Annotated in this window: 12 protein-coding genes; 4 read left to right on the top strand and 8 right to left on the bottom strand. The window is 74.3% G+C overall.

Going from position 1 to position 13510, the window contains the following annotated elements:
- The first annotated feature begins 46 nt into the window (after positions 1-46).
- From ACH4N1_RS26950 to ACH4N1_RS26935, 4 genes are all read left to right on the top strand, one after another.
- Positions 47-463, top strand: coding sequence for an SgcJ/EcaC family oxidoreductase (locus tag ACH4N1_RS26950; protein WP_398100867.1), 417 nt, complete (start codon positions 47-49; stop codon positions 461-463).
- A gap of 43 nt (positions 464-506) precedes the next feature.
- A complete protein-coding gene (locus tag ACH4N1_RS26945; protein ID WP_398100865.1) occupies positions 507-1898 on the top strand; it encodes an FAD-dependent oxidoreductase in 1392 nt (463 codons plus the stop codon).
- A gap of 11 nt (positions 1899-1909) precedes the next feature.
- Positions 1910-3067, top strand: coding sequence for an epoxide hydrolase family protein (locus ACH4N1_RS26940; RefSeq protein ID WP_398100863.1), 1158 nt, complete (start codon positions 1910-1912; stop codon positions 3065-3067).
- 88 nt (positions 3068-3155) lie between these two features.
- Positions 3156-4769 carry a PQQ-binding-like beta-propeller repeat protein gene (locus tag ACH4N1_RS26935; protein ID WP_398100861.1) on the top strand — a complete coding sequence of 538 codons (1614 nt, stop codon included), beginning with the start codon at positions 3156-3158 and terminating at the stop codon, positions 4767-4769.
- 63 nt (positions 4770-4832) lie between these two features.
- On the opposite strand, the gene ACH4N1_RS26930 is transcribed toward ACH4N1_RS26935, so the two are convergent.
- From ACH4N1_RS26930 to ACH4N1_RS26895, 8 genes are all read right to left on the bottom strand, one after another.
- Positions 4833-6404, bottom strand: a complete 1572-nt coding sequence (locus tag ACH4N1_RS26930; protein WP_398100859.1) for an MFS transporter — start codon at positions 6402-6404, stop codon at positions 4833-4835.
- A gap of 159 nt (positions 6405-6563) precedes the next feature.
- A complete protein-coding gene (locus ACH4N1_RS26925) occupies positions 6564-7964 on the bottom strand; it encodes an alkaline phosphatase family protein (RefSeq protein WP_398100857.1) in 1401 nt (466 codons plus the stop codon).
- Positions 7961-9064, bottom strand: a complete 1104-nt coding sequence (gene eboE / locus ACH4N1_RS26920; RefSeq protein WP_398100855.1) for a metabolite traffic protein EboE — start codon at positions 9062-9064, stop codon at positions 7961-7963. Before eboE ends, ACH4N1_RS26925 begins: the two co-directional genes overlap by 4 nt.
- On the bottom strand, positions 9061-9921 hold the full coding sequence (locus tag ACH4N1_RS26915; RefSeq protein WP_398100853.1) for a TatD family hydrolase: 861 nt from the start codon (positions 9919-9921) through the stop codon (positions 9061-9063). The genes eboE and ACH4N1_RS26915 overlap by 4 nt, the downstream gene beginning before the upstream one ends.
- Entirely contained in the window at positions 9918-10547 is a 630-nt protein-coding gene (locus ACH4N1_RS26910) for an EboA domain-containing protein (RefSeq protein WP_398100851.1), read from the bottom strand. The genes ACH4N1_RS26915 and ACH4N1_RS26910 overlap by 4 nt, the downstream gene beginning before the upstream one ends.
- Positions 10548-10549: 2 nt before the next feature.
- Positions 10550-11416: a sugar phosphate isomerase/epimerase family protein gene (locus ACH4N1_RS26905; RefSeq protein WP_398100850.1), complete on the bottom strand. Its 867-nt coding sequence runs from the start codon at positions 11414-11416 to the stop codon at positions 10550-10552.
- 13 nt (positions 11417-11429) lie between these two features.
- A complete protein-coding gene (locus ACH4N1_RS26900) occupies positions 11430-12332 on the bottom strand; it encodes an SCO3242 family prenyltransferase (protein WP_398100848.1) in 903 nt (300 codons plus the stop codon).
- Positions 12329-13492 (bottom strand): inositol-3-phosphate synthase, encoded by a 1164-nt coding sequence (locus tag ACH4N1_RS26895; protein WP_398100846.1) that lies wholly within the window; start codon positions 13490-13492, stop codon positions 12329-12331. The genes ACH4N1_RS26900 and ACH4N1_RS26895 overlap by 4 nt, the downstream gene beginning before the upstream one ends.
- Positions 13493-13510 lie beyond the last annotated feature (18 nt).

The raw sequence follows: 13510 nt of genomic DNA, 5'->3' as shown, positions 1-13510 counted from the left end.
GAGCCTGTCCGTCGTCCGGAAGTCGACTGCTGCCGAAGGAGAGGCCATGGCTGCCAACCCGTCGTTGGACACCGGCGACACCGCCGCGCTGAGCGCCGTCCCGCAACACATCGTGGAGGCCTGGGCGGAGCACGACGCCGACCGGTTCGCCGAGGAGTTCACCGAGAACGCGACCCTGATCCTGCCCGGCGACGTCTTCCTGACCAGCCGTGAGGAGATCCGGGGCTTCATGCGCGAGGCCTTCTCCGGCCCGTTCAAGGGGACCCGCGTGACCGGCGCACCGGTGTCGGTCCGGCTGCTGGGGCCCGGCGTCGCCGCGCTCGTCACCCGGGGCGGGGTCCTGGCGCCCGGCGACACCGAGCCCACGCCCGCCCGCGCGATCCGCGCGACCTGGGTCCTGGTGCAGGAGGGCGCCGACTGGCGCATCGCCTCCTACCAGAACACCCCCATAGCCGCCGCGTGATCCGGCCCGGCGGGCAAGCCCGCGGCAGAAGGAGGTACCGGCGATGGGCCGCCATGTAGGGGATCGCGCGGTCGTGCTCGGCGGCAGCATGGCCGGGCTGCTGGCCGCCACCGTACTGACCGAGGCGTACACGGAGGTCCTGGTCGTCGACCGGGACCGGCTGGACGGCGTCACCGAGGCACGGCGCGGCGCCCCGCACGGACGCCACGCGCACGGCCTGGTGGCCCGTGGCCAGCAGGTCTTCGAGGAACTCTTCCCCGGCCTGACCGAGGAACTGCGCACCGCCGGTGTCCGCCCGGGTGACTTCGGCAGCGCCATCCGCTGGTACTTCAACGGCCACCGGCTCGCGACCGGCCACTCGGGGCTGCTGTCCGTGCCCGCGACGCGGCCGGTGCTGGAGTACCACGTCCGCCGCCGGGTCCAGGACATGCCCCGGGTCACCTTCCTCGAGGGGTACGACATCCTCGGCCTGGAGACCTCCGCCGACCGCAGCCGGGTCACCGGCGCCCGGGTCCAGAGCCAGGACGGCGGATCTCCCGAGGTGCTCTCGGCCGACCTGGTCGTCGACATCACCGGGCGGGGCTCGCGCTCCCCGCTCTGGCTGGAGGAACTCGGCTACGCCCGCCCCGAAGAGACCAGGATCAAGATCGACCTGGCCTACACCACCCGCCACTTCGCCCTGGACACCGATCCGTTCGGCAAGGAACTGGCGATCATCCCGGTGGCGACCCCGGCGCATCCACGGGGCGCGTTCTTCTACCGGGTGCCCGGTGACGACGGCCAGGTGCAGCTGTCGCTCACCGGCATCCTCGGGGACCATCCGCCGGCCGACCTGGACGGGTTCCTCGCCTACACCCGGTCACTGCCGGTACCGGACATCTACGACGCGGTCCGCCGGGCCACGCCGACCCTCGACTCGGGGACGTTCAAGTTCCCCGCCAGCGTGCGCCGCCACTACGAGCGGCTGACCCGCTTCCCGGAGAACTTCCTGGTCATGGGCGACGCCGTGTGCAGCTTCAACCCGGTCTACGGGCAGGGCATGTCGGTCGCGGCACTCGAGGCGCTCGCCCTGCGACGGCAGTTGGAGCCCGGCACGCCACCGGACTTCCGCCGCTTCTTCCAGGAGGTCGCCACCGTCGTCGACGCGCCGTGGGATTTCGCGGCCGGCGCCGATCTCGGCTACCGCGGCGTCGAGGGGCGTCGGACGCCCCGCATCCGGATGGCCAACGCCTACGTCGACCGGCTGCACCGCGCCGCCACCCACGACGCCGAACTCACCAACGCGTTCATCCGCGCCGCCGGTCTGATCGACCACCCAGCGGCCCTGATGCGGCCCAGGACCCTGCTCCGCGTCCTGCGGCACTCCGTGCGCCGCCCGGCGGGCGCGGCCGCCACCACGCCCGAACCGACCCACGTCGTACGACGCTCCAGCTGAGAGGCGTTGCCATGCGTCCCTTCCACATCGCTGTCCCGCAGGATGCCGTGGACGACCTGGAGCGCAGGCTCGCCGCCACGCGCTGGCCGGACGAACTGCCCGGCGCCGGCTGGCAGCGCGGGGTCCCCGTCGGCTACCTGAAGGAACTCGTCGAGTACTGGCGCACCGGCTTCAAGTGGCGCCGGGTCGAGGAACACCTCAACGCGTTCCCGCAGTTCCTCACCGAGATCGACGGGGTCGACATCCACTTCCTGCACATCCGCTCGCCCGAGCCGGACGCCATGCCGCTGATCGTCACGCACGGCTGGCCCGGCTCGTTCGCCGAGTTCCTCGACGTGATCGGGCCGCTGACCGATCCGCGCAGCCACGGCGCAGACCCCGCCGACGCGTTCCACCTGGTCATCCCCTCGCTGCCCGGATACGGCTTCTCGGGCCGCCCCCGGGAGGCCGGGTGGGACACCGCCCGGGTCGGCCGCGCCTGGGCCGCCCTGATGGAACGGCTCGGCTACCGGCGCTACCTCGTCCAGGGCGGCGACTGGGGCATGCCCGTCTCACTGCGGACGGCACTGGCCGACCCCGAGCACGTCGCGGGCGTCCACCTCAACATGCTCGCCACCATGCCGCCGCAGGACCCGGACGAGATCGCCCGGCTGGATCCCGAGGACCTGGCCCGGCTGGAGTTCGCGGCCCGCTTCGAGCAGGACGGCGCCGGGTGGCGGAAGATCCAGTCCACCCGTCCGCAGACCCTCGCCTACGGCCTCACCGACTCACCGGTCGGCCAACTGGCCTGGATCGTCGAGAAGTTCAAGGAGTGGACGGCGGCCGAGTCGGCGGCGGAGATCCCGGTGAGCCGGGACTGGCTGCTGACCGACGTGTCGATCTACTGGTTCACCGCCTCCGCCGGTTCCAGCGCCCAGCTCTACTACGAGTCCAACCGGCTGGACGCGGACTTCGTCCGGACCTGGGCGGGCCCGTGGCCGCTGGCCGTGCCCGCCGGGGTGGCCGTGTTCCCCGACGACGCGGTACGGCCGGTCCGCCGCTGGGCGGAGCGGATCCTGCCCACGCTCACCCGCTGGTCCGTCTTCGACCGGGGCGGGCACTTCGCCGCCCTGGAGCAGCCGGACCTGTTCGTCGGCGACGTCCGGGCGTTCGCGCGCACGGTGCGCTGAGCCCGCGGCCGTCCATCCCCCCGGGAACGCAAGAGCACTTCGACCAGCCCGGATCCACGGACCGGCACCGGGCGGAAATGAGGCCGGCTTGACAGCCAACACCCACACGAGCGCCCGCGGGACCCACCGGGGCAGACAGTTCGCGGGGGGCCGGATCGCCCTGACCGGGCTGGCCGCCCTCGCCCTGCTCGTCGGATCGGGCTACACCGCTCCGCAGAGCGCCGGGGCGCAGGCGCAGGAACCGCCGGCCCCGTCCCGGCACGGGCGGGCGACCGACTGGCCCCTCGCCAACGGCGACCTCTCCAACACCCGGGCCACCACCCGCACCCCGATCAACTCCAAGAACGTCGACGACCTGAAGGTGAAGTGGCGGCTGCCGCTGAAGGGCACCCCCACCTTCGCCGGCCTGATGGCCTCCAACCCGATCGTGGTGGGCTCGACGGTCTACGTCATCGACCTCAACTCCACCGTCTCCGCCGTCGACAAGGAGACCGGCGAGGTCCGCTGGAAGCGCGAGTTCGAGGACCCCAACGTCGGCCCGAACGGCGTCGCCTACCGCGACGGGCTCCTCTTCGGCACCACCTTCACCAGCGCCTTCGCCCTGGACGCGCGCACCGGCCGGACCCTGTGGACGAGGAAGCTGATCGACGCCGGCAAGGGCGGCATCGACGTCGCCCCCCAGGTCTACGGCGACACCGTCGTGGTCAGCACCGTCCCGTCGACGTTCGGCGAGTACGTGCCCGGCACGATGGGCATCGTCTGGGCCCTCGACATCGCCACCGGCGAACCCCGGTGGAGCTTCAACACCGTCAAGGACGGAGACCTGTGGGGCCACCCGGAAATCAACTCCGGCGGCGGTCTCTGGTTCCCGCCCGCCATAGACGAGCGGGGCCGGATCTTCCTGGCCGTGGGGAACCCGGCGCCCATGCCCGGCACACCCGAGTACCCCAACGGCTCCAGCCGGCCGGGCCCCAACCTCTACACCAACTCCCTGGTGGCCCTGGACGCCCGCACCGGAAAGCTCCTCTGGCACCAGCAGGCCCTGCCGCACGACATACGTGACTACGACCTCCAGATCTCGCCCGTCATCACCACCGTCCCGATCCGGGGCGTGCAGACCGAGGTCGTGATCACGGCGGGGAAGATGGGGAAGGTCTTCGCCTACCGCGCCGACGACGGCAAGCCGCTGTGGACCCGCTCGGTCGGACTCCACCAGAACGACGTGGGCCCGCTGCCGAACGAACCGGTCACCATCTATCCGGGCGTCCTCGGCGGCGTGGAGACACCGATGGCCGCCGCGCGGGGACGGCTCTTCGTGCCCTGGGTCGACCTTCCGGCCGAGATGAGCGCCACCGGCGGCATGACCTATCCGGGCACGGACGGGGGCCGCGGCGGACTCGCGGCACTCGACACCGACACCGGCGAGGTGCGCTGGAAGCGCGATCTGCCGCAGATGCCGCTCGGCGCCGCGACCGTCGCCAACGACGTGGTCTTCTGCAGCACCTACGACGGCCGGATCTTCGCCTTCGACACCCGCACGGGCGCCACCCTGTGGCAGACGACCGCACCGGCCGGCATCAACTCCTTCCCCGCCGTCAGCGGCGACACCCTGCTGGTGGGTGCCGGTGTCGCCGGCGACTCGAAGGACGCGCGGCCCGAACTGATCGCCTACTCGCTGGACACCGACCGCCCGCGGACGTAGCGGACGCGCCCGACACCGCAGCCCCGGACCGTGCGGCGGTCCGGGGCTGCGCCGCGTGCGGCGTCAGGCCGACGGGACGCTGTCCGCGTCCTCGGCGCCCTGCTGCCGGCCGGTCGGCGGGACGTGCCGCAGCAGCGCGGTGACCAGGACCGCCGCGGCCAGGAGCAGCGCGCCCGCGAGGGCGACCACGAGATGGAGTTCCGTGGTGAAGGCCGCGCGGGCGGCGTCCAGGACGGCGTCGGCGGTGTGGCCGGGAAGCTGGCGCGCGGCCTCGTCGGCGCTCGCGAGCGAGTCCTCTGCCGCTGCCGCGGCCTGCGCGGGAAGCCCCGCGGGCAGGTCGATCGTGCCCCGGTAGACCACGGTGCCGATGCTGCCGAGCGCCGCGATGCCCAGGGCGAACCCGAGCTGGCCGCTGGTCTCGTTGAGCGCCGCGGCGGAACCGGCCTTCTCCGGCGGGGCGGAGCCGATCACCAGGCCGATGCCGAGGGTGACCATGGGACCCGCGCCGAGGTAGACCACGGCGAAGCCGGCGCTCAGCAGCGCGGGACCGGAACCGGCCCGCACCTGGGTGATCAGCGCCATGCCGAGGACGCAGACGAGCAGACCGAGGCCGATGACGTGGGCCGGACGGAAACGCCGCCCGAGCCGGGGAGCGACGACGAAGCTGACGGTGTTGGTGACGATCGCCGGCAGCATCCACAGGCCGGCGTCCAACGGGCTGCGGCCGTACAGGAGTTGCAGCGACTGCGTGACGAAGTACATCACCGCGCCGGCGAGCATGGTGCCCAGGAACAGGCTGACCAGGGCCGCGCAGAGCCCGCGCCGGGCGAACAGGCCGAGGTCGAGCAGCGGGTCGGGCAGGGTGCGCTGGCGGCGGGTGAACACGACGCCGAAGCCGATGCCGGCCAGGACGGCGACGACCGGCCCGCCGTGCCAGCCGCCGGTGGCGAGCTCCTTCATGCCCCAGACGGCCGGGAAGACGGCGGCGCACGACTGCAGGACGCTGACCAGGTCGAGGCGACCGGCATCGGGATCGCGGTACTCCGGCAGCAGCACCGGTCCCAGCACCAGCAGCACCACCAGAGCGGGCACACCGACGAGGAAGGCCGAGCCCCACCAGAAGCGGGCGAGCATCAGGCCGCCCACCAGGGGGCCGACGACGGCTCCGACGGAGAAGCACGCTCCCCAGATCCCGAGCGCCGTACCGCGCTGCCGGGCGTCCGGGAACATGGTGGAGATCAGGGAGAGGGTGGACGGGGCGAGGGTGGCCCCGGCGACGCCCATGACGGCGCGCGCCGCGATCAGCACGCCGGGACCGGTGGCGTAGGCGGCGGCCACGGACGCGACACCGAACGCCGCGGCGCCGACGAGCAGCAGCCTGCGCCGGCCGATCCGGTCGCCGAGGCTGCCCATGGTGATGAGCAGACTGGCGAGCACCAGGGGATAGACGTCGGTGATCCACAGCTGCTGCACACCGCTCGCACCGAGCGCGGCCGACAGCGCGGGCAGCGCGAGCAGCATGACGTACACGTCGATCGAGACCAGCAGGGTCGGCAGCGCGAGCACCGCCAGCCCGATCCACTGCCGCCGGCCGGCGCGCGGGCCCGGTTCGCCCCATGCCGCGTGGGCGCTCATCACACGTCCTTCCAGATCGTCGACGCGGTGACACCGAGATGCCCCGGCACCCCTTGTGTCGGACCCGGAAGAGCGGTTTCGACATCCGCCGGCCGGTACGAGCCGGCGCCGCGCACCGGCCGGTGCCGCGCGGTCACCTTCCCCGGCCCGCCGCCCGGTTCACCCGCGAGCCGCGGGCGGCAGACCCTGCAGGCGCAGCACCAGGTCCGCCACGTCGACCGCGCGGACCTCACCGGCGGACGTCAGCCGGGGCCGCCAGTCGGGTTCCGAGCAGAGCACGACGGGGCCGTCGGCCGGCGAGTCCGGGAGGCGGCCGTGCGAGCCGCGGACACAGGACGGGTCCAGCGGCACCGCGTTCATGGTGTAGCGCAGGCCCAGCTTCTTGCGGGCCAGACCGAGCGCCGCCCGGGCCTTGACCAGCCGGTCCGCCGGGTCGAAGAACAGTTCCGCCGGGTCGTAGCCCGGCTTGCGGTGGATCTCGACCGACCGGGCGAAGTCGGGCGCCCGGTCGTCGTCCAGCCAGTAGTAGTAGGTGAACCAGGAGTCCGGCGCGGCGACCGCCACCAGTTCACCGGAGCGGGGGTGGTCCAGCCCGTACACCGCCTGCTCCTCGCGGCCCAGCACCTCGGCCACGCCGGGCAGCCGGCCGATCAGGTCGCGCACCTTCGGCACGTCGGCCTCGTCGGCGACGTAGACATGCGCGCTCTGATGGTCGGCCACGGCGAACGCCCGCGACGCCCACGGATCGAGGTACTCCATCCCCGCCTGCTCGTACACCTCCAGCCAGCCCTCGCGGCGCAGCGCGCGGTTGATGTCCACCGGGCGGTCGACCGCGGTGATGCCGTACTCGCTGAGCGCGATCACGGCCGCACCCTCCTGCTCGGCCTGCGCCAGCAGCGGCGCGAGTTCCGCGTCGACGGCGCGGGCGGCGGCCGCGGCCTGCGGCGAGTCGGGGCCGAAGCGCTGCAGGTCGTAGTCCAGATGCGGGACGTAGACCAGCAGCAACTCGGGGCGCTCGGTGCGCAGGATGCGGCGGGCGGCCGCGACGATCCACCGGCTGGAGGCCAGCCCGGCGGTCGGCCCCCAGTACTGGAACAGCGGAAAGGGGCCCAGCTCCGCGGTGAGCCGGTCGTGCAGCGCCGGCGGCCGGGTGTAGCAGTCGGGCGACTTGCGTCCGTCGGCGTGGTAGACCGGGCGCGGGGTCACCAGCACGTCGGTGGAGGCGCCCATCGCGTACCACCAGCAGACGTTGGCCACCCGGTAGCCGGGATGCGCGGCGCGGGCGGTGTCCCACAGCTTCGGGCCGCGGACCAGCCCGTTGTGCTGCCGCCACAGGTGGATCTCGCCCAGCTCGCGGAAGTACCAGCCGTTGCCGACGACGCCGTGCCCGGCGGGCAGCCGCCCGGTCAGCAGGGTGGACTGGACGCTGCACGTGACGGCGGGCAGGACCGTGCGCAGCGGGGCGGACCCGCCGCGCGCCGCGAGCCGGGAGAGGTTCGGCATGTACGGCAGCAGACGCGGCGTCATACCCACCACGTCCAGGAGCACCACGGGCCTCATGCCGCCCGCCCCTCGGCCGGCAGCTCGCGCTGCGCCCACGCCAGTTCGGCGGCGATCCCGTCGACGGGGTCGGCCCCGTGCGGCAGCACCTGCCAGGTGTAGGTCTCGACCTCGACCACGGCCGGCTCCCGTACGGCCGCCACGGCCCGCCGCAGCACCTCGGTGGTGCTGCGCAGCGGACGCGCGGGCGCGGCGTGCAGCGGGATGTGGAAGTGCACCCGCCAGGGCCCCCGGCCGGGCAGCTCCTGAAGCGCCTGCGGAAGGTCGTCGGCCGCCAGCACCCGGCCCCGGCCGCCGAGCTCCCTCACCTGGTGCAGGTACCGGGGCTCGGCGTACCCGGCGAGCAGCCGCCGGGCCCGCGGGTCGCGCGGATCGTCGACGTGCAGGGCCGCGGACGCCTGGATCTTGACGACGGCGAGGCCGGCCCGCCCGATCTCGGCGACGGCCTGTTCCGGGTCGGCGAAGGAGACCGCGAGATGAGCGGTGTCCAGGCAGATCCCGACGACCTCCGGGTCCACCCGGGGCGCGAGCCAGCGCACCGCGTCCGCGACGGTGTCCAGGACGCAGCCCGGCTCCGGCTCGACCGCGAGCCGCAGCGGACGCCCGGCCCGCGCGGAGGCCTTGCGCAACTCGCCGGCGGTCCACCGCAGCGCGGCTTCGGCGGCCCGGTCGGCGGCGGGCGACCAGGGAGTGCGCCAGCCGAGCGGCAGCGTGGACAGGCTCCCGCCGTCGGCGTCGTCGGGCAGCAGCCCGGCCAGTACGTGCGCGCAGTCGGCGGTGTAGCGGGCCCGCGCCGGATCGGTCCAGTCCGGGCGGTAGACGGTGTGCTTGACGACCTGCCGGTGGAAGCCGCCGTAGGGGAACGCGTTGAGGGTCAGCACCGCCAGGCCGCGGGCGTCCAGCTCGGCGCGCAGCCGGCGCAGCGCCGCCGGGTCGGCGGCCAGTTCCGCGGCGGCCCCGGCCGCCAGCCACAGACCCAGGCCGAGCCGGTCGTGCCCGAGCCGTTCCCGGACCGGGACCGCGTGGGTGTCGAGCTGACGCAGGATGCCGGCCACGTCCTCGGCGGGGTGGACGTTGGTGCAGTAGCACAGCCCGGTCATGACTGGCCCCGCAGCACCGAGTTGCCCTCGTGGAGGGCCGCTCCGGCGCCGTCCTCCCGCTCCACGTCGAGGATCAGACGCCCGCCGCGCCCGTAGAACTCGACCGGGTTGCGCCACAGCACCCGCTCGACGTCGGCGTCGCCGAACCCGGCCTCCCGCATCGCCAGGCCGACCCGATGGGTCTTGAGCGGGTCCGAACGGCCCCAGTCGGCGGCCGAGTTCACCAGCATCCGGGCGGTGCCGTACTCCTTGAGCACCGCGACCACACGGTGTTCGTCCATCTTGGTGTCGGGATAGACGGAGAAGCCCATCCAGCAGCCGGAGTCGGCGACCATCCGCACCGTGACCTCGTTGAGGTGGTCCATCAGCACCGCACCCGGGTCGATGCCCGATTCCCCGACCACGTCCAGGCTGCGGCGGGTGCCGACCCGCTTGTCCCGGTGCGGGGTGTGCACCAGGACCGGCAGCGACCGCTCGACGGCGAGCGCCAGCTGGCGGGTGAAGGCCTCGTCCTCGGCCGTGGTCATGGAGTCGTAGCCGATCTCACCGACCGCCACCACGCCGTTCTTGCCGAGGTAGCGCGGCAGCAGGTCCAGCACCTCCGCACACCGGGGGTCGTTGGCCTCCTTCGGGTTCAGGGCGATCGCACAGTTGTGGCTGATGCCGAACTGCGCGGCCCTGAAGCGCTCCCAGCCGATCAGGCTGTCGAAGTAGTCGACGAAGGACGCCGGGCCGGTGCGGGGCTGGCCGAGCCAGAACGCGGGTTCCACCACGGCCCGCACGCCGGCCGCGTACATGTTCTCGTAGTCGTCCGTGGTACGGGAGGTCATGTGGATGTGCGGATCGAAGATCCTCATCGGGGGTCGTCCTCTCCTCGCGAGGGCACCGGGGCGGGCGGTACGGCCACATCGAGCAGGGCCCGCAGGTCGGGGCCGGTCTCCCGCCCGGCGGCCCGGCGCTCCTCGGCCAGGTCGCGGGCCATCCGCAGCAGCTCGGCGTCGGCCCGTCGCTCCAGGCCCGCCACCGCCGCCAGCGGCACACCGACGAACAGGCACTTCAGCACGCCCTGCCGCCACGCCCGCTGGTCCAGGTGCGCGGCGGCGAACGGCCCCATCGCCGCCGCCACCAGCCGCGGGTCGTTGCTGCGCAGGCCGTCCGCGACCAGCGTGAGACCGAGCCCTCTCACCGAGGCGGGCAGCACGGGCAGGGCGCGCAGCACCCCGCGCCGTTCGGCGTCGTCACCGTGCCGGTAGAGCCGCTCCGTCTCGCTTCGCAGTTCCTGCGGCGACAGCACCTCGGCCAGCACCGAGAGCAGCCGCGCACGGGCCCGGTCGTCGTCGGTGCCCAGGACCAGCGCGTCGGGACCGGTGCCGTGCCGCACGGGCGGCCGGCCGGCCAGCGGGAACTCCTCGTGGATGGCGCGGGGCCGCTCCCGGACGCGGCGTTCCGCGGCCGCGAGCCGGTCGTCCGCTCGCGCGTCCATGCCTAGACCCCTCCTCTCGTGGACGGCACCGGCGCACCGTCACGGGCCCGGCGCAGCGCCGCCATGGCATCGGCGGCGACCCGGGGCGCGGCGTGAGCGTGCCGCGGCAGTTCGACGGCGGCGACACCGCGGTAGCCGATCCGGTCGAGGGCGGCCAGCGTGCCCGCGAGGTCGAGGTCGCCCTGCCCGAACTCGAGGTGCTCGTGCACCCCGGGCAGCATGTCGTCCAACTGCACGTTGAACAGCAGCGGCCCGGCGCGGCGCACGCACGCGGCCGCGTCGACCGGTTCCACGGCGACGCAGTGCCCCACGTCCAGGGTGATGCCCAGCACCTCCGGCTCTCCGAGGGCCCGGCGCAGCTCCAGCGCCTCGTCGAGCCGCTCGACGACCATGCCGGGCTCGGGCTCCAGCGCGAGCCGCACGCCGCGCCGCTGCGCGTCGGCCAGGACCGGCTCCAGATGCCGGATCATGCGCAGGCGGTTGTCCGGTGCCGGCACGCCCGGCTCGCCGACGCCGGACCAGAAGGACACGCACGAGGCGCCCAGCGACTCGGCGATCCGCACGGCGCGCAGCAGGAAGTCGACGCGCTGCCCGGCCTGCTCCGAGACCAGGGTGGGATGGTGCTTGCGGGACGGATCGAGCAGATAGCGCGCGCCCGTCTCCACCACACAGCGCATCCCCGACGACGACAGCAGCGCCGCCAGCCGGTCGGTGGCCCGGGCCAGGCCGGGCGCGAACGGGTCGAGGTGGTGATGGTCGAGGGTGAGACCGACGGCGGTGTACCCCAGGTCGGCGATGACGCGCACCGCGTCGTGCAGCCGGTGGTTGGAGAAGCCGTTGGTTCCGTACCCCAGGTCGAACGAGTTCATGTGGGACTCCGCTTCATGTGGGACTCCGCACCGTGGACAGCCGACGGACGAGGGGCAGGACGCCCAGCACCAGCGCGGCTGCGTCGAGCGAGCCGGACCGCGCGGCCAGCGCGGCCTGGAGCGGCACCATCCCGTGGATCCCGCACACCGTGGCGGTCCGTACGGCAGCGGGGTCGGCCGGGCCGCCGGCGGTGGAGCGGGCGCGGGCCGCGGCGAGTTGAGCGGTGGCCGTGGTGCGCGCGTAGACCAGGGCGCACAGCGCGGCCGCGCCCCGGTGCCGCGCGCGGGACGTGCCTTTGCCGCAGGCCAGGGCCGCGGAGAGCAGGGTCGTGGTCAGCGCCACCCGGACATCGGCCCGTCGCCCGCCGTGGACCTCGCCCCGGGAGAGCGCGGTCACCCCGAACGTGTGGGCCGCCAGGGCCAGCGCCGGGGTCCGGGCGGACACCCCGCGGCCGGCCCCGGCCCCGAGCAGGACGTCGAGGGCGCGGCAGGCCGCCATGCCCAGCGGCGCCGCCCGGGTCGGCTTGAGCAGGGTGTCGTACGCCCAGATCGCCGCCGTCAGCGGAACCGCGACCCGCAGGGCGTCCCGGCCACCGGCGAACGCGGCCAGCGCGAGCCCGGCACCACTGAGCAGGGCGGCCCCGGCGAGGGCCGCCCCCGGCGCGATCCGGCCCGAGGGAACGGGCCGCTCGGGCCGTTCGGCCGCGTCCACCGCGCGGTCGGCCCAGTCGTTGAGGGCCATGCCCGACCAGTACAGCGCGGCGGAGGCGAGCGGCAGCGCCAGCCGCCGCCCGTGCAGCGGACGCCCGGCGGCGGCGGCCCCGGCCACCGTGTCGCCGAGCACGGTCAGGGCGGCGGGCGCGCGGACCAGTTCGAGCCAGTCGCCCGGCCGGCGGCCTCGCGGCCGAGCGCTCATCGGGACACCGCGATGCGCCGCGCCCAGGCCACCAGGTTGCGTTCCTGCTCGGCGAGCCGGTGCTCGTCGCTGCCGACGGGGTCCTTGAAGAAGAAGGCCAGCGCCCCCAGCGGCCCCGACTCACCGGCCGCGTGTGCGCCCGCCACGAGCCGGGCCAGGTCCAGGACCAGCGGCGCCGCCAACGCCGAGTCGTGGCCCTGCCAGGTCAGCTGCAGGCTCATCCGGGTGCCGAGGAAACCCTCGAAGGAGACGTGGTCCCAGGCCACCTTGCGCTCCCCGAGGTCGGGCACGTAGTCGATGTGCAGCGGCGCGTCGGCCTTGCCGCCGAGCAGCGCCTCCAGCCCCCGGGACTTGGCGGCCAGCTTGCCCGCCGCACGGCCCTCCCGGGCGAGGTTCGCGCCGTCGCCGCCCCCGAGCAGGTTGGTGCCCGCCCACGACCGGACGTGCAGTCCGCGGGCCACGAACATCGGCGCCAGCGCGCTGCGCAGCAGCGTCTCACCGGTCTTGCCGTCGCTGCCCGCGTAGGGCAGGTTGCGCCGGTCTGCCAGCTCGGTGACGGCGGGCAGCCGCAGCCCGGGCGAGGGAGTGAAGTCGACGTAGGGGCAGTCGGCGGAGAAGGCCGCGTAGGCCGCCAGCGCACTGGGCGGGAGCACCCGCCGGCCGGGAGCGGCCAGGGCGCGGTCGAGGGCGGCGAGGTCGGTGTGCTCGGGCAGCGGGCGGACGGGGGGCTCGGTGCTGGAGACGTTGACGACCACGACCCGGTCGAGGGCGTGGGCACGGCGGAACCCGGCGATGTCGCCGGCCAGCTGCTCGACGGCGTCGATCTGGCGGGCGGGCCCGTCGGCGCCGTCGTGTCCCGGCCGGATCTCGCGGTCGGCGGCCTCCAGCTCGTCGGAGAGCGCCGCCGGCAGCCGGGCCGGCAGCACACCGGCGGCGGCGAGTTCCTCGGCCCGCTTGCGCAGCGGGGTCCGGGCGATGTCGTGGCCGCCGACCACCAGATCGGACCAGCCGGGGAAGACGGCCGGATCCAGGTCGAGGCGCTCGCTGACGGAGCCGGTGGCCGGGGACAGCCCCGCCCTGAGCGCGGCGAGGCCGCAGATGGCGGTGGTGGCCACCGAGCCCCTGCCGCCGATCAGCCACAGGCCGCTTCTGCCTTTCATCGTGCAACTCCCTTTCAC

It is taken from the genome of Streptomyces sp. NPDC017202 (assembly GCF_044331705.1).
GTDB lineage: Bacteria > Actinomycetota > Actinomycetes > Streptomycetales > Streptomycetaceae > Streptomyces.
The sequence above is the reverse complement of the archived record's forward strand: the minus strand, read 5'-3'. Positions and strand labels throughout refer to the sequence as shown.